Source organism: Cupriavidus taiwanensis LMG 19424 (assembly GCF_000069785.1).
Lineage (GTDB): Bacteria > Pseudomonadota > Gammaproteobacteria > Burkholderiales > Burkholderiaceae > Cupriavidus > Cupriavidus taiwanensis.
Window position 1 is genome coordinate 2,300,885 of the sequence record NC_010528.1, and the last position, 18,540, is coordinate 2,319,424.

Annotated in this window: 16 protein-coding genes; 5 read left to right on the forward strand and 11 right to left on the reverse strand. The window is 68.5% G+C overall.

All coding sequences use genetic code 11. The features are described from left to right. Positions 1 to 8: 8 nt before the first annotated feature. The 10 genes from RALTA_RS10545 to RALTA_RS10590 all read right to left on the reverse strand — a co-directional run bounded on the left by RALTA_RS10545 (position 9) and on the right by RALTA_RS10590 (position 13,042). Complete coding sequence (locus RALTA_RS10545) at positions 9 to 1,334, reverse strand: sigma-54 interaction domain-containing protein (RefSeq protein ID WP_012353414.1); 1,326 nt, start codon at positions 1,332 to 1,334, stop codon at positions 9 to 11. After that, positions 1,331 to 4,444 carry a peptidase domain-containing ABC transporter gene (locus RALTA_RS10550; RefSeq protein ID WP_012353415.1) on the reverse strand — a complete coding sequence of 1,038 codons (3,114 nt, stop codon included), beginning with the start codon at positions 4,442 to 4,444 and terminating at the stop codon, positions 1,331 to 1,333. Before RALTA_RS10550 ends, RALTA_RS10545 begins: the two co-directional genes overlap by 4 nt. Further along, positions 4,425 to 5,177 (reverse strand): peptidylprolyl isomerase, encoded by a 753-nt coding sequence (locus tag RALTA_RS10555; protein WP_012353416.1) that lies wholly within the window; start codon positions 5,175 to 5,177, stop codon positions 4,425 to 4,427. Before RALTA_RS10555 ends, RALTA_RS10550 begins: the two co-directional genes overlap by 20 nt. Before the next feature lie 78 nt (positions 5,178 to 5,255). Beyond that, a complete protein-coding gene (locus tag RALTA_RS10560) occupies positions 5,256 to 6,638 on the reverse strand; it encodes an HlyD family efflux transporter periplasmic adaptor subunit (protein WP_012353417.1) in 1,383 nt (460 codons plus the stop codon). Beyond that, positions 6,635 to 9,334: an FHA domain-containing protein gene (locus tag RALTA_RS10565; protein ID WP_012353418.1), complete on the reverse strand. Its 2,700-nt coding sequence runs from the start codon at positions 9,332 to 9,334 to the stop codon at positions 6,635 to 6,637. The genes RALTA_RS10560 and RALTA_RS10565 overlap by 4 nt, the downstream gene beginning before the upstream one ends. Before the next feature lie 238 nt (positions 9,335 to 9,572). Then, complete coding sequence (locus RALTA_RS10570; RefSeq protein ID WP_012353419.1) at positions 9,573 to 11,036, reverse strand: efflux transporter outer membrane subunit; 1,464 nt, start codon at positions 11,034 to 11,036, stop codon at positions 9,573 to 9,575. Between the two features lie 183 nt (positions 11,037 to 11,219). Next, positions 11,220 to 11,489 carry a hypothetical protein gene (locus tag RALTA_RS10575; RefSeq protein WP_012353420.1) on the reverse strand — a complete coding sequence of 90 codons (270 nt, stop codon included), beginning with the start codon at positions 11,487 to 11,489 and terminating at the stop codon, positions 11,220 to 11,222. Between the two features lie 54 nt (positions 11,490 to 11,543). Beyond that, the gene (locus RALTA_RS10580) at positions 11,544 to 11,813 is read right to left on the reverse strand and encodes a hypothetical protein (protein WP_012353421.1); all 270 of its coding nucleotides are present in this window, start codon (positions 11,811 to 11,813) and stop codon (positions 11,544 to 11,546) included. A gap of 315 nt (positions 11,814 to 12,128) precedes the next feature. Further along, positions 12,129 to 12,557, reverse strand: coding sequence for a DUF4399 domain-containing protein (locus tag RALTA_RS10585; protein ID WP_012353422.1), 429 nt, complete (start codon positions 12,555 to 12,557; stop codon positions 12,129 to 12,131). A 59-nt stretch (positions 12,558 to 12,616) separates the two neighbouring features. Next, complete coding sequence (locus RALTA_RS10590; protein WP_012353423.1) at positions 12,617 to 13,042, reverse strand: DUF4399 domain-containing protein; 426 nt, start codon at positions 13,040 to 13,042, stop codon at positions 12,617 to 12,619. A 335-nt stretch (positions 13,043 to 13,377) separates the two neighbouring features. Between RALTA_RS10590 and RALTA_RS10595 the strand changes: the two genes are divergently transcribed. Then, on the forward strand, positions 13,378 to 14,562 hold the full coding sequence (locus tag RALTA_RS10595; protein WP_012353424.1) for a formylglycine-generating enzyme family protein: 1,185 nt from the start codon (positions 13,378 to 13,380) through the stop codon (positions 14,560 to 14,562). A 60-nt stretch (positions 14,563 to 14,622) separates the two neighbouring features. Here the strand turns inward: RALTA_RS10595 and RALTA_RS10600 are convergent, their stop codons facing one another. Further along, positions 14,623 to 16,728: a serine/threonine protein kinase gene (locus RALTA_RS10600; protein WP_012353425.1), complete on the reverse strand. Its 2,106-nt coding sequence runs from the start codon at positions 16,726 to 16,728 to the stop codon at positions 14,623 to 14,625. Positions 16,729 to 17,133: 405 nt separating this feature from the next. On the opposite strand from RALTA_RS10600, the gene RALTA_RS10605 reads away from it, so the two are divergent. The 4 genes from RALTA_RS10605 (at position 17,134) to RALTA_RS10620 (ending at position 18,428) form a co-directional block, all read left to right on the forward strand. Next, positions 17,134 to 17,403 carry a hypothetical protein gene (locus RALTA_RS10605; RefSeq protein ID WP_012353426.1) on the forward strand — a complete coding sequence of 90 codons (270 nt, stop codon included), beginning with the start codon at positions 17,134 to 17,136 and terminating at the stop codon, positions 17,401 to 17,403. Positions 17,404 to 17,458: 55 nt separating this feature from the next. After that, on the forward strand, positions 17,459 to 17,728 hold the full coding sequence (locus tag RALTA_RS10610; RefSeq protein ID WP_012353427.1) for a hypothetical protein: 270 nt from the start codon (positions 17,459 to 17,461) through the stop codon (positions 17,726 to 17,728). An 82-nt stretch (positions 17,729 to 17,810) separates the two neighbouring features. Then, positions 17,811 to 18,083 carry a hypothetical protein gene (locus tag RALTA_RS10615; protein ID WP_012353428.1) on the forward strand — a complete coding sequence of 91 codons (273 nt, stop codon included), beginning with the start codon at positions 17,811 to 17,813 and terminating at the stop codon, positions 18,081 to 18,083. A 102-nt stretch (positions 18,084 to 18,185) separates the two neighbouring features. Next, on the forward strand, positions 18,186 to 18,428 hold the full coding sequence (locus tag RALTA_RS10620) for a hypothetical protein (RefSeq protein ID WP_012353429.1): 243 nt from the start codon (positions 18,186 to 18,188) through the stop codon (positions 18,426 to 18,428). Positions 18,429 to 18,540 lie beyond the last annotated feature (112 nt).

Consider the following 18,540-nt stretch of genomic DNA (forward strand, 5'->3'; position numbering starts at 1 on the left):
GCGCCACCCTACCGCTTGCCGCCTTCGGCCTGCCGGCTGGCGCGGAAGTCCTTCGAATGGATGCCGTGCTTCTTCAGCAGCATCTGCAGGTGCGAGCGGTTCATGTCGAAGCGCCGCGCCAGTTCGGCGACGGTGCCGCCCACCTCCTGCAGGCCGCGCTCGAGGAAGGCGCGCTCGGCCTCGTCGCTGGCCGCGCGCTTGGCCTCGCTCAGCGATGTCGCCATGGCGATGTCCGCCCCCGCCGCGCCGGTGCCGACCACCGCCAGCGCGGCTGGCCTGGGCCGGATGTCCTGCGGCAGGTGCGGCAGGTCGGCGGTATCGCCGGCGAGGCAGCTTAGCCGGTACAGCAGGTTGCGCAGTTCGCGGATATTGCCCGGGTAGTCGTAGTGCAGCAGGAAGTCGCGCAGCCGCGGCGTGAGCCGCACCGGCGCGCGCCTGAGCATGCCGGCGGCCTCGTCGCTGAAATACGACACCAGCAGCGGGATCTCGTCGCGCCGTTCGCGCAGGGCCGGCAGGCTGACGTGGATCACGCTCAGGCGATAGAACAGGTCCTCGCGGAAGGTGCCGGCCTGGCTCATGCGGCGCAGGTCCTTGTTGGTCGCGGCGACGATGCGCGCATCGACGGAAATGATCTCGTCCGAGCCGACCCGCTGGATCTCGTGCGCCTCCAGCACGCGCAGCAGCTTGACCTGGCCGGTCAGCGGCAGTTCGCCGATCTCGTCCAGGAAGATGGTGCCGGTATGCGCGCTCTCGAACTTGCCGCGGCGGTCGTTGCTGGCGCCGGTGAAGGCGCCCTTCTTGTGGCCGAACAGTTCCGATTCGAGCAGGCTGTCGGGAATGGCGCCGCAGTTGACGGAGATAAACGGCTTGTCGGTGCGCGCGCCGTTGGCGTGGATCACCTTGGCCATCAGTTCCTTGCCGGTGCCGCTTTCGCCGTCGATCAGCACCGGCAGGTCGGTCGGCGCGGCCTTCTCTGCAATCTCCAGCGCTTCGAGCAGCCTGGGATTGTCGCCGAAGGTCCCTTCGAAGATAAAGCTGCGCTCCATCAGCGCCTGGCGGCGCTCGCGCGGCAGGCGTTCGACTTCCGGCTGCTGCGGCGCGGCCTCGGTTTCCGTCGAAGCTGCCGCCTGCACGAAGCGCTCCTTGTGCGACAGCCCCATCACCTCGTCGCGCAGCGTGGTGGCCTGCTTGAGCAGCTTCTCGATCTCGGGGCGGTCGAGCTTCGACGCCCAGCGCAGGGTCGAGCGAAGGATCTCGATCTTCTCGATCAGGCCGGCGAACGATACCGGCGAAGTCACCGAGGCGGGGGTGGCACCCTGGTTGTATAGCTTCATGCTGCGCTCAGTTGCTTCTGCACCAGTTGGTAATACATGCCCTTGCGCTCCAGCAGCTCTTCATGCCGGCCCTGCTCGACGATCGCGCCCTCGTACAGCACCAGGATCTTGTCGGCCTGCATGATGGTGCTGAGCCGGTGCGCGATGATGACGGCGGTGCGCCCGCGCAGGATTTCCTGCATATTGGCCAGGATATTGCTCTCCGACTGCGTGTCCAGTGCCGAGGTGGCTTCGTCGAACACCAGCAGGCGCGGGTCGTGGTACAGCGCGCGCGCGATGCACAGCCGCTGGATCTGCCCGCCCGAGAGCCCGATGCCGCGTTCGCCGACGACCTGCTCGTAGCCCAGCGGCAGCTTGCTGATAAAGGCATGCGCGTCGGCCATGCGCGCCACCTCCTCGATGCGGCGCCGGTCAGGGCTGTCGTCGCCGCAGGCGATGTTCTCCGCGATGGTGCCCGAGAACAGCAGGTTGGACTGCATCACGTAACCCACCTGGGCCCGGTAGAACGCCGCGTCGATCACGTTGAGGTCGTAGCCGTCGACCGTCATCGAGCCCTCGGTGGGCTTGTAGAAGCCCACCAGCAGCTTGGCCAGCGTGGTCTTGCCCGAGCCGCTGCGGCCGACGATGGCGACCATTTCGCCGGGCCGGATGGCAAAGCTGATGTTCTCCAGCACATAGGGCGTGTCGTCGCCGCCGTAGCGGAAGTACAGGTCCTTCATCACGATCTCGCCCTGCAGGTCGGGCAGCATCACGCGCGACAGCACGTCCTGCGGTTTCTGCTCCGGCTCGAGGTCGAGCACGTCGCCCAGCCGCTCCATCGCCACGCCGGCGTCGTTCAACTGGCCCCACAGTGCCACCAGTCCCATCAGCGGCCCCAGCACGCTGCCCATGAACGCGTTGAAGGCCATCAGCTGGCCGATGGTCAGCTCGCGCTCCAGCACCAGCGTCGCACCCACCCACAGCACGGCGATGGTGGTGGCGGCATTGAGCAACTGGCTCGCCAGCCCCACCAGGATATGGAACTGCTGCGCCTTGTACTGCGACTCCAGCGCCTTGGTGTACTTGCGCTCCCAGCGCAGCCGCACCGGGCGCTCGATGCCCATGCCCTTGACGGTCTCGGCGCCGCCCAGCGTCTCCATCAGGTAGGCCTTGGCGTCGGTCGAGGTAGCGAAGACCTCCCGTGCATAGCCCTTGACCCGCGGCGTCACCACCACCGTCAGCGCCGCGATCGGGATCACGAAGGCGATCAGCAGCAGCGTCAGCTTGACGTTGTAGAGAAACATGATGGTGAAGTAGATAAACACCATCAGCAAATTCAGCGCCGTGGTCACCGTCGATTCGGTCAGGAAGGCGCGGATGGTCTGGTTCTCCTGGAAGCGCGCGAAGATGTCGCCGGTCTTGCGCCTGGCGAAGAACGACAGCGGCAGCGACAGCGTGTGCCGGAAGAAGTGCGACATCATGGCGAAGTCCATGTTGCGCACCATGAAGTTGGCGAGGTAGGCGCGGATCGTCGCCATCAGCTGCGAGAACACGCTGGAAATGATCAGCCCCGCGATCAGCAGGTGCAGCAGCCCGACGTTCTGGTGCACCACCACGCCGTCGAGGATGTTCTGGATGATTAGCGGCGGCACCACCCCCAGCATCTGGATCACGAAGGTCGCCAGGAACAGGTGCGCCAGGATCTTCTTGTACGGCGCCAGATAGCCGATGAAGCGCAGCCATGGCGAGCGCTGCACCGACAGCTGAGTCATGCTCTCGCCCGGCGTGAACAGCAGGCAGGTGCCGCTCCAGCCGCGCTCGAACTCCTCGGCGCTCATCTTGCGGAAGCCGATGGCCGGGTCGGCCACCCACACCCAGCGCGAGGAGATGCCGTACACCACCACGTAGTGGTAGCCCTCCCAGTGGACGATGAACGGCAGCTCGAAGCCCATCAGCGAGTCGCGCGTGCATTGCACCCCACGCGTGGTGAACCCCAGCGATTCACCCGCCCGCGCCAGGCTGTCGAGCGTGGCGCCCTGCGTGGTCACGTTGGCCAGTTCGCGCAGCTTGCCCAGCGTCATCGGGATGCCGTAATGCCGGCAGATCATCGCCAGGCACGCCGCGCCGCAATCCATTTCCTCGGCCTGCTCCACCAGCGCGAAGCGGCGGATCAGCTTCTCGCCCAGCTCGGGCCGCGAGGCCAGGTCCAGCAGTACCGGACGCTTGCGCCGCTCGGCCAGCTTCTTTTGCCGGTGCAGCTCGCGGTCCAGCACCCGGATGCGCTCCTCCAGCACCTCGCGCAGGCGCGGATTGCGCTCGAGGATCAGCTGCACCGTTTTCTCGGGAATCACCAGCAGGCGCACGTCGGTCTCGGCAATGGCCGAGGCCAGCTGCTCCTGCCGCATCACGCAGGCGCGCTCGCCGAAGATATCGCCCTGGCCCAGCGTCGCCAGCGGAAACTCGCTGCCCTCTTCGCTGCGCACGATGCGCACGGTGCCCTGGCGTACCACGTACAGGCGCCGGTCCTCGCGTCCGTCCTGCTTCAGGATCTCCCGGCCGGCCGCCACGCGCTTCACGCCGACGCTGCGCACCGCGTCTTCCAGTTCCTGCTTGTCGAGCTTGCCGCGCAGGTCGAACAGCCGCGCGACAAAGCCGCCGGCCGAACTGATCGCGACATAGCTGGTGATGAAGGCCAGCGCCGCAGGGTTGCCCGCTACCACGGGCTCGCTCACGCTGCGCGGGATCATCAGCAGCTCGGTCTTGCCCGAGGCGCGCACCGACGACTCGTGCCGGTATTCGCGCAGCAGCGCAAGATCGGCAAAGACCTCGCCGGTCTTGCGCACCCCCATGCTGATTTCCTTGCCGTGCTCCTCGTTGAACACGCGCACCGAGCCGGATTTGACGATAAACAGGCCCGGCGCGGCTTCGCCGGCATTGCAGACGGTGTCGCCGAAGCCGAAGCTCAGCACCTGCGCGGCATCGGCCAGGCGCGCCAGTTCTTCCGGCGTCAGCACCGACAGGATTTCGACCGACGCCAGGAAAGCGGCCAGCGCCGGGCCTGTCTCCGACGGCTGCGGCGCGGGGGTGGCGGCGTCGGCCTGGCCGGCCTCGCTAGCGGGCTTCGATGACATGTTCCTGCGCCCTGGCCATCAGCCAGTCCTCGCGCAGCAGGCGGCGCACTTCGACCGCGACCTCGCTGTCGAGCGTGGCCGGGTGCTTGGCGCGCACCAGGAAGACCTCGAAGAACGAGCGGTCGGCGGCCGGGAACGGTCCCAGCAGGTCGCCCGGCTCGGCGTTGAAGACCTTGGCCTCGATCTCGGTCTTGAGCGAGCCGCGCAGCACCTTGCCGATCTCGCCGCCGCGCTCGCGCGTGTCGGCGATGGAGTGCTCGCGCGCCATCTCGGCAAAGGCCTCGGGGTCGTCCTGCAGGTACGAGATCAGCTCCCTGGCCTTGCCCTCGCTGTCGACCACGATGTGGCTGACCTCGATGCTGTCGAAGCGCGGCGAGTTCAGCGCGAAGTACTCCTGCACCGCGGCCTCGCTGCATACCTGCGCCATCATCCGCTCCTGGTAGAGGCTGTCGGTGATGAAGGCCTCGAACTCGTCGAGGCTGACGTTGAGCGCATCCAGGTAGTGGTTCATGTCGGCGGCACGATGCAGGCCCTGCACGCGGCGGAACTGGTCGGCGCGTTCCTGGATTTCCTCGGGCGTGACCACCATGCCCTGCCGCTTCGCGGCGTGCACGGTCAGCTTGTCGCGCACGATCTGCTCGACCAGCCCTTCGAACTGCCCGGTCAGCTTGAGCAGGCGCACGAATTCCTCCACGCCGAGCACTTCATCGTCGATACGCACGATGCCAGTCATTTTTCCGACTCCTTTGGCGGCCCGGCGCGGCGGCGCGCCCAGCTGTCCAGATCCTGTTCCTGTGTGCCACCGCGACGCTTAGCCCGCCACCTCGCGGAAGGGGTCGAGACCGAGGTCGATCAGGCGGCGCTCGCGCACCACGATCTCCGCCGTCGCGGTCATGCCATAGCGCAGCGGATACTTGTTGTCGGCCACGGTGTAGTAGTCGCGCGCCAGGCGCACGCGGCCCTCGTAGACCGGCTGCTTGTCAGGCCCGCCCGGCTTGGTCGCGGGCGAGATGAACTCGAGCGTGCCATCGATGATCCCGTAGCGCTGGTACGGGAAGGCATTGAACTTCAGCTTGACCGGCAGGCCCTCGCGCAGGAAGGCCCGGTCGCGTTCGGCTATCACGATCTTCACCACCGGGCGGGCATCCTTGGGCGCGATGCCGCCCAGCGGCGTATTGGCCTGCACCTTGTCGCCGCGCTGGGTCGAGGTGACATCGGTGATCACGCCGGACACCGGCGCCAGGATCAGCAGGAAGTTGTCCTTGTCGATATTCTCGAAGCGGATGCGCGCGGCGGCGTCCGCCACCAGGCGGGCGGTCTGCACCTGCAGGCGCAGCTTGTCCTCGGTGTTGGCGATCTCGCGCAGCGCCGCGTCATATTGCACGCGCAGGCCGGCGAGATCCTGGCCGCTGCTCTCCAGCTCGGAGCTGGCCTGGGTCAGCTCGCGGCCCAGGCGCGCCTCCAGTTCGGTCAGCCGCGACTGCGCCACGCGCAGGGTGTTCTCGGCATCCTGCGCCGCGGCGCGCTTGGCGTCGACCTGCGATTGCGACACGCCCCCGCCGCCGGGCAGCGCCAGCAGGCGCGCATAGCGATCCTGCTCCTGGCGCGCGAACTCGCGCGCGCGCCGCGCATTCTCCAGGTTGCTGCGCGCTTCCTGCAGCTGCGCGCGTTGCTGCTCGGCCAGCCGCGTGGTGCCTTCGGCAATGCGGGTCTCGTGCTGGCGCGTCGCCACGTCGATCTGCTGCTTGAGCGCCGCCGCGCGCCGTTCCATCAAGGCCTTCTTGTCGGGGAACTGCTTCCACTCGCGTTCGGAGTCTTCCAGCTTGAGCTGTGCCTCCAGCGCGTTGGCGGCGGCCTCGATCGCGCCGCGCGCGTTCAGGCGCGCCAGCACATCGTCCTTGGACACGGGCTGCCCTTCCGCCACGTACAGGTCGGCAAGCTCGCCGTCCACGGGGGCATAGAAGCGCCGCACCTCGGATTCGGGCGCGAGCGTGCCCTGCGCGGTAACGATGACATCGGCGTGGCCGACGAACGACCAGACCAGCCCGCATAGCACCAGCGCAAAAGTGGTGACGATGGTCAGCATGCCCAGGCGCGACGGCTCGGCGCTGAGCAGGCCGATGCCTTCGGCGCCGTGGTCTTCCAGCGCCTCGGCAAGCGGCTTGAGGCCGGCGTGGCGGGCATCGTCCTTCATGGCTTCCCCGCCGGACCGGGTGATGGAGGGGCTGCGGCCGCCGCGGCCGATGCCGGCGCGTTGCCGGGGTCTTCGCCGCCGATCAGCCCGAGCTTGGCCTTGAGCACGGCGGGATCGAGCACCGTGCCCAGTTCGCGCAGCGCGTGGCGCTGCTGCTCCGCCTCGGCGCGGATCTCTTGCTCGACCTTGGCCAGTTGTGCGAGGTCGGCGCTTTCGCCCGCGCGCAGTTGCGTGAAGATGCGCATGCCCTGGCGCGCGTCGTCCTGCGCCTGTGACAGCAGCCGCGCCTGCGCGCGAAACTTCGGCGAGATGCCGGGCTCGAGCCGCTGCTCGCCGCCGATCACGCCGTTGGCGCGATACTGCTTCCACGCCGCGACCGCGCTGGCCATCAGCTCGCGCGCGCGACGCAGGGCGCTGTCGCGCACGCCGTTGACATCGCCCTCGACAGCCCTGGCGAAATGGCTGTCTTCTTCCGCATCGAGCATCGCGTAGAAGTCCAGCAGGCGGTCCTCGTAGCCGCGGCTGCCGCGCGCCGACTGCAACGCGGCGTACTGCGCCGCAACCTTCTGCTTGTGCGCCACGTCGCGCGCCAGGTCGTCGGCCCACGGACCGCCTCGGATCTGGCTGAGCGCGGCCAGCGCGGCGGCGCTGTCGCCCTGCTGCCACGCCCTGGCCGCATCGGCATACTGCCGTGCCAGCTCGGGCGACGGCAGGCGCGGCGCCAGGCTGGCAAGCTGCGCCTGGAACGGCGGCGTGGCGAACCGGCTGTCGGCCAGCCGCGTCACCAGCGGCCCCGGCCGGCGCGCGCGCAAGGCCTGCAGCAGGCCGGTGTAGCGATCCAGGTCCGACTGCACCCGGTCCAGGCCAGCCAGGCGCGGATATTTCTCGCGGTATTCCGCAAGCACCGGCTGCAAGGCCTCCGGCCGGTCACGGCCCAGTTCGGCAGCGATCGTGGCATTGAGCCGGTCGATTGCGGCCAGATAGACCGAGGCATCGTTCTGCAGCCGGCGCACATCGCTGAGCGCATCGGCATACAGGTCGCGGAACGCCGGCACGTCGGCCGCGACGCGCCCGAGCGCACGCTGATGCGCGGCGGTGTCCTGGTTCCAGTACGCCAGCAACTGGCGCATCGGCGCTTCGTCGGTGTAGAGGCGAATCGGGGCATCGGCGCCGCGCGGCGCGGTGAAGCGTTCGAGCCGGCCGATCCAGTCGAGTTCGGCCACCAGCGGACGCGCCTCGGCGTTGTGCGTGCTGAGCTGGCGCAAGCGTGCCAGCACGGTATCGGCGCCAGCCATGTCTCGGGCCTTCAGCCTGGCGGCGAAGTCGGGCACGTACGCGCGCAACAGCGCTTCGGTCCCGACCGCCTGGACCGCGATATCGTCGGGATGCCGCGCCAGGTAGCTGTCGGCCGCCTGCGCCGCGCCCGCGTGGTCGCCGGCGGCAAAGCGGGACTGCACCGCGCGCTCGGGCGCGCCACGCCAGTAGACCGCAACGCCCGCCACGAGCGCGAGCAGCAGCAAGGCCCCGCCCCAGCGCGCCGCGCGCCGCACGCGGGCCGGGTGGCCGAGCCCGAACAGCCGCGCCCCTTCCGCCGCCAGCAACGCGGCACGGCCCCGCTGTCGGCGCCCCGTTGCGCCGGCGCCGGCGGCAGTGGCCGCCGCGGCCAGGGCCTCGGCCTCGGCATTGACCTCGTCCTCCTGATGGGCGGCGTAGTCGACGCAGAAGATGTCGAGGAAGGAATCTGGCGCGCCGACAAAGGTGGTGCGGTCGGCGTCGTCGCGGGCGGCCGGCGTGGCGGCGGCAATGGCCGAACCTCCGTCAGACCCGGCGGCAGGCACCGCGGACGTGGCCGGCGCATCGGGCGCGTCCGCGGGCTGCAATACCGAGCGCGTCGCGGTGGCATCGCCGGCGCTGGTGTACCGCACGTGTGCCTTGTAGACGAAGTGGTTGCCGCCAAACGCAATCAGGTCCCCGTCGTCCAGCGGCACGCCGTGGTCGGCCAGGCGCTTGCCGTTGACGAAGGTGCCATTGGTGCTGCCCAGGTCCTCGATGAAGGGGATGCCCCCCTTGAGGTACACATGCGCATGGCGCCGCGACAGGTAGTTGACCTGGTGCGGATAGCTGTCGCGAAAGCGCGCGAAGGCGTCGTCGCCCTTGCTGACCAGGTACGGGAACTGCTCCACATGCAGCGGCTGCAGCCCCACGTCATGGCGTTCCGGCACCAGCGTCAGCGCCACGCGCGGCGGCTGCGGCTGCGGCGCGCGCGGCGACAGCCGCACGCGGAAGGACAGCGCCGGCCCGAAGGCGACTTCATCGCCATCGCTGAGCTGCGCCGGCTGGCGCGCCACGGCCGCGCCGTTCACGCGCGTGCCGTTCTTGCTGCCGAGGTCAGCCACGTAGACCGTGCCATGCTCCGCAAAAATGCGCGCATGGCGCCGCGACAGCGGCGCGGCCAGTGCTTCCGGGTAGGCGGCGAACGGCAGCTCGCTGCGGCCGACCGCAAAGAGCGCTTCATCGATGCGGATCTCGCCGAGCTCCGGGCGCGCCACCGGCGTCAGGAACACATCGAATTCCTGCGCCGCGGTTTGCGCCACATCTTGCGCCACACCCTGCGCCACATCCTGCGCGAGGTCTCGTGCGGATCCCTGGGCCATTTTCACCGGCATTTCCATGATCAGTGCTTCGTCAGGAGCCATGTTTCCAGCGAGCCAACAGCGCGGCTGCCGCGGCCGCAGGCCAGGGGGATGAAGCGACTAAGAACATAGTAGGCGACGGCTTAGGCTAGTCAATCGGCCACGGCATGCGTGGTTGGGCCGGCAGCGGCAGCGCCGCAAGACCGGCAGGCTGCGCGGCTGCGCATGCCGCGCAGGCGTTGCGCAACGCGTTGCTTGCGCCGGCATCACCTGTACCGTGCAGCGGCATCCCCGGCACCACTTATTGCGGTGGATTCAGCGCGGTGTTGCGCACATCCGCCTCGGGCCAGCCGCCACCCAGCGCCTTGTAGAGCGTGACGGTGTCGCCCAGGATTTGTTGGTGGACCGCCAACAACTGCAGCTGCGCGGCCAGCAGCGAACGCTCGGTTTCGAACACTTCGAGCTGCGAGACCACGCCTTCCTTCAATTGCGCCTCGATCTGCGCGGACACCACGCGCAGCTGCTCCACCTGCTGCTGCAGTTCGATGCGCTGCTTCTTGTGGGCGTCGACGTTGACCAGCGCGGTCTCGACTTCCTCGAATGCGGTCATCACCGTGCGGCCATATTCGTTTTCCGCCACGCCGACCTGCGCCTCGGTGGTCTTGACCCGCGCACGCACGTTGGGGTCCAGCATCGGCAGGTTGATGCTCGGCATGAAGCCGAAGGTGAAGGACTTGAGCAGGTCGCTCAGGGCGAAGCTGGCGGTGCCGCCGCGCGCGGTCAGGCTGATGCTGGGCAGCTGCGCCAGGCGCGCCTGGCCGACGATGTTGTAGGCGGCCAGCACGCGGTACTCCGCCGCCACCACGTCCGGGCGCCGCGCCAGCAGCTGCGACGGCAGGCCCGCCGGCACCGCGGGCGGCTGCACGCGATCCTGCAGGCGCCCGGCCGGCACCTTGAGGTTGCCGGCGGGCACGCCGACCAGCGTCGCCAGCGCGTTCTCCGCCACATCGCGCGAACGGCGCAGCTCGAGCAGGTCCTTGTTCAGGCGATTGATCTCCGCCTGTTGCTGCATCACGCGGATCTTTGGCACCAGCCCGTTCTGGTACATGGCCTGGTAGGTAGACAGGATCTGCTGGTTCTTGGCCACGGTGCGCGACTGCTGCTCGATCTGCTCGTCGAACTGCAGGATCTGGAAATACGTGGTGGAGACATTGGCCACCAGCGTCAGGTAGCCGGCGCGCCAGTCCGCCTCGGTGGCACGGAACTCGGCAGTCTGCGCCTGCACGCCCTTCTCGACCTTGCCCCAGATGTCGATGTCCCAGTTCAGCTGGGCGCCGGCGCTATAAGTCCATGTGGACTTCTGCCCGGTGCTTTTTTCGAAGCTCGCGCCCGCGCCGATGTCGATCACCGGCAGCCCGCCGGCGCGGGCCTCGCCGATCTGCGCATTGGCCACGCGGATACGCGCAGCCAGCACCTTGATGTCGTAGTTGCCGGACAGCGCGCGTTCGATCAGCTGGTTCAGGTACGGGTCCTTGAAGCCCAGCCACCAGTTGGGCTGTACCGCTTCGGCCGGCGATACCGTGATCGATTCCTGCCGTGACCATTCGGCCTTGGCCGGCGTCTCGGGGCGCTGGTACACCGGCGGGCGGAAATCGGCGCAACCCGACAGCAGTGCCAGGCCCGCTGTCAGCGCGGCAAGCCAGGCAGCACGACGCGGCGCGCGGATCACCGCATGCACGGACGGGGCAATGGGGAACTGGGGCACGATGTCTTCCTGCGTGCGACGGCGGCGGCCGGCGGGGCTGCAACGGTTCGCCGGTCCCGCCTGGCCGCCGCGTCTGTCTGTATTGTGGTGCGCGCGGGCGCGCGCTCCAACCCCGATCGGCACGGGGTCAGAAAAAGCGCCGCGGGGACGCCCCCGCGGCGCAGCGCCATCTCAACCATCCTCTCAACGATAGATATTGTTGCTGGCGTTCTGGTTGGTATCCACATGCGAACGGACATGGTCGAGGAAGGCCGAGCCATTGCCGTTCATATTGGTCACGGACTGCATCTGCGCGATCTCCTGCCGGGCGTTGATGCTGCCGTCAAAGGCGAGCTTGATCGGCGCATACACCGCGGCGAAGGGCAGGTACGTCGTGCCGCCGCGCACGGCGTGCATGCGCTTGCTGTCAAGGGTTTCGGCGGCGGGCAGGTCCTGGATAGTCAGCGTGGTCATGATGGTCTCCGGTATCGGTAGTCAGTGCTGGGGTGCGTGAGCGGGCAACGGGGCTCAGCGGTAGATGTTGTTGGTGGCGTTCTGGTTGGTGTGCACGTTCGACTTGACGTGGTCCAGGAAGGCCGAGCCGTTGCCGTTCAGGTTGGTCACGGACTGCATCTGCGCAATCTCCTGCACGGCGGTGATGCTCTTGTCGAACGACAGGTCCAGCGGCTGGAACACCGCCACGTAGGGCATCAGCGCGCGGCCGCCGCTAACGGCTTGCATGCCCTTGCGGTCCAGGGTTTCGGCGGTGGTCAGGTCGGTGAGGGTCAGCTTGGTCATGATGGTCTCCGGATAGAGGAAGGTGTTGCCTTGGGTTGGGTTCGAGCATCGGGTTGGTGTCGCGCTCGGGAGGAACAAACGCAGGGACTGTGCCAGCGGGCCGGCGAGGCCTGGCTGGATGGCCGAAGTGCCTGTAAACACGGGGGTTTTTCGCTTCCGGCGGGTGGCCGGCGGCGCGGGCGGAGAGCTCAGGGCCGCGCGTGGTGGCGGGGGGCGGCCAACAGATGGAAGTCGCGATGTCGGGGCCGGACCAACAGCCGGTTCCACGACCGGCGCGACCCCGTAGCGATAGCGCCTGCCAGCGCGCTTCGGACCCTACTTCACGTAGATCGTGATCCGCTTCGAATACACCGGCGGGTTGGTCGGGATGTGCTTGTCGTCGCCCATCAGCAACTGCAGCGTATGCTTGCCCGGCGCCAGTTCGATCATGGCCTCGGTCTCTCCGGCGCCGAAATGCAGATGGTTGCGGTCGTTGGGAATTTCCTTGTCCATCGGCGGCAGGTCCACATCGATCAGCAGGTGATGGTGCCCGGTATTGGGATACTTCACATCCTTGGGCGCGACCCCCATGTTGCGCAGCCCGAACCAGACCTTGAATGGCTTGCCGGCGGGCAGGGTCTGGCCGTCGTTGGGCCAGCCGATGTACAGGTAGGCATTGGGCGGCGCGGCAGTGGGGCCGCCCTGGACCCACGCGGACAGCAACAGGCTGACGGCGAAGACAGCCGCGGCAAGTAGTCGGGACATGGCGCTCTCCCCTGTTTGATGATCGGCCTCGGCCGGCGTGCGCGGCGCACGCTGCGACGCTATTTCACCGTGATCGTGATCTTCTTCGAATAGATCGGCGGCTCGAACGGAACATGCTTGGCGTCGCCCATCAGCAATTGCAGCGTGTGCTTGCCCGGGGGCAGTTCAATGCGCGCATCGGTCTCGCCCGCGCCGAAGTGCAGGTGGTTCTTGTCCGAAGGGATTTCCTTGTCGAGCGGTGGCAGCTCGGTATCGACCAGCAGGTGATGATGTCCGCAGCGCGGCGATTCGACGCCCTTGGGGCAGACGCCCATATTGCGCAGGCCCATGCGCACCCAGAACTTGCCGCCGCTGATAACGGCGCCGTCGTACGGCCAGATGATGTAGACCTCGGCATTGGGCGGCGCTGCCGTCGACAACGACAGCGAAGGCGCGGCGGCAAGCGTGGCTGCCGCCAGCAGGCGGAGCAGAAATCGTGCGGACATACGCGTCGCCTCCCCGAGAGCTATCCCGAAACCCGATCACGTTGTCCCGAAAGCCCCTTGTTGTTGCTTGTTGGTCAGCGCTCGGCGATTCGTCATTCAGGTTAGAACGCAAGCCCGGAAAATGCGACCCCGGCGTGCCGCGGCGGCACCTCGATGCCCCGCCGCAGACACACGCGCTGTGCTATCTTGAAGCAAGCCGGTCGACGTCCTGGCAACACCACAATGCGCCCAGCGCATGCCGGCGGCTACGGCATGCAATGGAATCGCGGCGGCTCCAGCGAGGTGTGAAGATGTGGCGCAACCTACCAGTCTTGCGCGTGGCTGCGATGATCCCGATGGCAGCCACGGCAGCGCTCCTCGCCACTGCGGCGCCCGCGGCGGCGGCCGGCGACGCGGCGCAAGCGCGGCCGCTGCTGCTGGCCGGCATCCTGCCCAAGAACACCGACGAGCAGTATGAGCTGAGCTTCTGGGAATCGATCAAGAACAGCAACTACGCCGCCGACTACGAGGCCTACCTGAAGCAGTACCCCAACGGCCGTTTCGCGGGGCTGGCCAGGGCGCGGCTGGAGCGCCTCGGGTCCGGCGCGCCAGCGCCGAAGGCCCAGTCGCCCGCGCCGGCGCCACGCGCCGGCGCCACCGCCGGCGCACAAGCCACGCGCCCCCCGGCACCTGCTGCGGCATCGGCTCCCCCGGCCAAAGCCGCGCCCCCCGCACCCGCGGCCGCACGACCGTCACCGCCAGCGGCCGCAGCACCACCGCGCGCCGGCGCGGCAGACGGCGGCGTGGTCAGTACCACGCTGCGCACCGCCGAGATCCGAGATTGCCCGGCCTGCCCGGCGCTGGTCACGGTGCCGGCCGGCAGCTTCACCATGGGCAGCAGCGCCAGCGACCCGGCCGAGAAGCCGCCCCATCAGGTCTCCATCGCGCAGCCGTTCGCCATCGGCCGCTATGAAGTCACCGTCGAGCAATGGAACGCCTGCGCCGACGCCGGCGGCTGTCAGCGCATCCCCACCATCGCCGACAGCGCGAAGAACGCACCGGTACGCGACGTCAGCTGGGACGATGCGCAGCAGTACGTGGCCTGGCTCAGCAAGACCACCGGCAAGACCTACCGGCTGCCCACCGAGGCGGAATGGGAATACGCGGCGCGCGGCGGCAGCGCCACCGCTTACTGGTGGGGTGACCAGATGCGCAAGGGCAATGCCAACTGCAAGGAATGCGGCGATCCATGGAGCCAGGATGCGCCCGCCCCGGTGGGCTCGTTCGCCGCCAACCCGTACGGCCTGCATGACGTCAACGGCAGCGTGTGGGAGTGGGTGGCCGATTGCTGGCACAGCTCGTACAAGGGCGCGCCCGCCGACGGGCGCGCATGGAACGAGAACGCCTGCGGTGCGCGTGTCATCCGCGGCGGCTCGTGGCGCGAAGGCGCGAGCTACATGGTGTCGTCGACGCGCTTCAAGTACAGCCCGAGCGTGCGGCAGTCGCAGAACGGCTTTCGCGTGGCGCGGGACATGAAGTAAGCGTGGCGCGGCCGGCGCGAAAGGCAAGCCGGCCAGCCCCGCGAGAGGGTAGTCGCGCGGTCAGCGCGCCCGCGTGGAAATCTGCACCAGGTCCGCGCTGATGCGGTCCCGGCCATACGTGCGCGCCATCTGCGCCAGCGGCTTTTCCAGCGCGCGCAGGTATTCCTGCCGCGACTCTACTTCGGCACGGCGCGACGCGAACAGCGGCGCCGGCGTGGTCAGCAGCACCACCAGTTCGTTGCCGAAGGGCGGCGAGACGATCCAGTCGCCGCTGTCGCCGATGGTGGCGTGATGCGCCGGCGGCGCCTGGTGGGCCGGCACGCGCTGGCTCGGCACCATATGCGCCACCTTGCCGTCCGCGGCAAAGTAGTCGACGTAGACGTAGGAGTCCTGCCCCGGCGTGCGCAGGTCCAGCACCATCGGCGAGCCCTCGGTCAGTTGCGTGCCCTTGCCGCGCAACTGCAGCGACGACGCCGTCGCGCCTTGCCGGTGGCCCGACCAGTACGGCGCGATCATCGCCGCCACCTCGCACTTGTCGGCGGCCAGCGGCTGGGCGTCGACCACCACCTCGCGCAGCGCCCTGGCACCCGGCAGGCCACCGAGCTGTTCACGCAGGCGCGCGGCGCCGACGCTCTCGGCCAGGTAGCCGCGCACATGCAGGGTCTGGTCCTGCCGCGCCGCCGCCAGCAGCGAGCACGGCACCGCGGCCAGCAGCTTGCCGACCTCGGCCATCGACAATTCCGCCGGCGGGGCTGGCGCGGGCATTGCCGGGGCCGGCGCGGGTGTGGGGACGGCTGCGGGCGCGGGCGTGGGCGCGGCGGGAGGCTCCGGGGCCGGCTTGCCGGCGGTGACCGGCGCTGCCGCGCGCACCTCCTCGGCCGGGGCTTCGGCATCGCGCTGCGACTGCCAGGCGTAGTAGCCCAGTGCCGCCACGCCTGCCAGCGCCACCAGCACGCCGCCCGCCATCAGCGGCTCGGCGCGGCGGGCAGGCGCTGCCGGCACCGCGCTCATGCCCTGCAGGAAGCGTGCGACCGTCGGCGTGCGGGTCTCGCGGTCCAGTGACAGCGCTTCGCGCAGGGTCTTCCATTGCGTGCGGCCCAGCTGCGGCAGCGGCGCCGGCTTGAGCCCGGCCTCGCGCGCCTGGTTGGCCGAGAGCCGCTGGTAGGGATGTTTGCCGCTCAGCAGCTCGTAGGTCACGCAGGCCAGCGCGTAGATGTCGTCGCGGGGGTCGGGCTCGCGATGCTCGAACATCTCCGGGCTCGCATAGGCCGGCGTCATGCCGCCCAGCGAACCGGGATCGAATACGGTGCGGTCGGATTCGTCGGCCGGCGGCAGGAAGCCGCGCGCGATGCCGAAGTCGATCACCTTGATCTCGCCGTTTGCGGTCAGGAAGACGTTGGCGGGCTTGAAGTCGCAGTGCACGAAGCCGCGCTCGTGCGCATACGCCAGCGCATTGCCCATGCCCTGGATGATGGGCATGGCGCGTGCCATCGGCATGCCGGCAAACCCCGGTGCCTTGAGCACGTGGTTGAGCGACGAGCCCGACAGGTACTCCATGGTCAGGAAGACCACCGGCCCGTCGCGGTCGAAGTCGTAGACCGTGACGATGTTCCGGTGCGCCAGCGTCTGCGCCTTGCGCGCCTCGCGCTGCAGCGCCATCAGTGACTTGGGATGGCCGCTGAATTGCAGGTTCAGCACCTTGATAGCGATATACGGCCTGCGGTCCGAGGCTTCGAGCTTGCGCAGGTCGAGCGCCTTGTAGACCGTCCCCATGCCGCCGACCCCCAGGCATTCCTCCAGCACGAAGCGGCCATTGAGCGTATCGCCCACGCCCTTGGTGGCCGGCGTCTGCGGCACCGTGCCGGGTTCGGGCGAGGCGGCATACATCGAGCCGGTTTCCGTCCCGGCCAGGCGCGTGGCGTCGTTGGCCCCATCGTACTGCGTGGCGCCGCGGCGCTCGATGCGCCGCATGACTTCGGCATAGACCGCTGGCGGAAACGGAAAGCGCGTGTTTTCCTCGATCACCACGCGCGCGGCCTGGCTCGGCGTGGTGGGGTCTTGCGCCAGCGCCGTTTCGAACGACGCCACGAACTCGTCGTCGGAGAGACCACCGTTCTGGAACTTGCGGATCAGGTCCTTGAGACTGGCCACGGGATGCCCCGACATGGTTGCGGCAGGGCCTGTCGCACGCTGCGAATATGCCCTTTCCTCGCTGGATACTAGTGCGCACCCAAGGCATGCGCAAACCGTGCGGGGCCGTCATGCGACGGCGGGTTCGCGCGGCCCGCATGCGCCCGGGCCGCCGGGGTGCTGCACTGTCGCGGCGACGCCAACACCGGCGCCGGGCCTGTTGGGCGCGGCCCGTCACACCGGGCCGCGATGGCGCCGCCAGCGGCATGCCCGCGGACCGGCATCGACGATGAATTTCTCATGTTTTCAGGGACTTGCGCGGGCGCTGCGGGCGTGGCCGCGGGCCTGGCACAGTCCCTGCGATTGTCCCTCCCGAGCGCGACACCAACCCGATGCTCGAACCCAAACCCAAGGCAACACCTTCCTCTACTGGAGACCATCATGACCACGCTGACCATCAAGGACCTGTCCTCCGCCGCAACCCTCGACAGCAAGCGCATGCACGCCGTGCGCGGCGGCATGTCGTACCTGCCGTTCGCCGCCGTCTACAGCCCGGTAAAGCTGTCGCTCGACAAGAGCATCACCGCCGTGCAGGAGATTGCGCAGATGCAGTCCGTGACCAACCTGAACGGCAACGGCTCGGCCTTCCTGGACCACGTCAAGTCGAACGTGCACACCAACCAGAACGCCACCAACAACATCTTCGGCTGAGCCCCGTTGCCCCGCTGACCCAACCCAGCACTGACCACCGATACCGGAGACCATCATGACCTCGCTGACCATCCAGGACCTGTCCGCCGCCGAAACCCTCGACAGCAAGCGCATGCACGCCGTGCGCGGCGGCATGTCGTACCTGCCCTTCGCCGCCGTCTATACGCCGATCAAGGTGTCGGTCGACAAGAGCATCAGCGCCGTGCAGAGCATCGCGCAGATGCAGTCCGTGACCAACCTGAACGGCAATGGCTCGGCCTTCCTGGACCACGTCAAGTCCGACGTGCATACCAACCAGAACGCCACCAACAACATCTTCGGCTGATACCCGAGGTGCCGGGCGCGCGCGCTGCCGAACGCAGCCATCGCCGCGCCCGCCCCCAAGCCCCATTCAAAGGAGCATCATCATGTCAAGCATCATCGTCCGCGACCTGGCCCTGAGCAAAGAACTGGACCGTGCCTCGCTGTGTACCGTACGCGGCGGTAATTCGTGGCTCTCCCGCGGCGTCGGCGAGGTCGGCCCGCTCGCCAACGTGACCGTCAACGTCAACCAGAACATCGCCCAGCTGCAAAGCATCAACGTCAACACGCTCAACAACAGCTTCGTCGGCCCCGGCGTCGGCCCGGTGCGGGTCAACGTCAACCCGTCGCAATGGGCCGGCAACTTTGCCGCAGTCTGAGCGAAACGCAGGCGGGCCCGCGCAGGAGCGTGGGGCCGCCTTGCCTATACTGAAGCGGTCCCGCGGCCGCAGGGCCGCGGCCCCGCTTGACCGGAGACCGCCATGGCAGTGATCGTCATCAAGGATTTGCCCGACAGCATGGATCTCGACCGGCAGGCCATGACCACCATCCTCGGTGGCGGGCGCACCGCCGGCGGCCAGGCATGGCATGGCTGGCGCCACCAGGGCGCCGCGCGCATCTTCGACTACCGGGGCGGCCTGCCCGGCAACCGCCAGGTGATGCCGCGCGAGGCTCCGCTCGGCCGCCTGCCGCGCAAGGCCGCGGGCAAGGATGCCGAGGGCTGAAGCGAGCGGCCCGCCCAAATGAAAAGCCCGCCATCGCTGGCGGGCTTTGGATGCGGACGGGCCCGGACCACCTCGGTCACGCGGTCAGCAGTTCGGTCATTCTGTATCCATG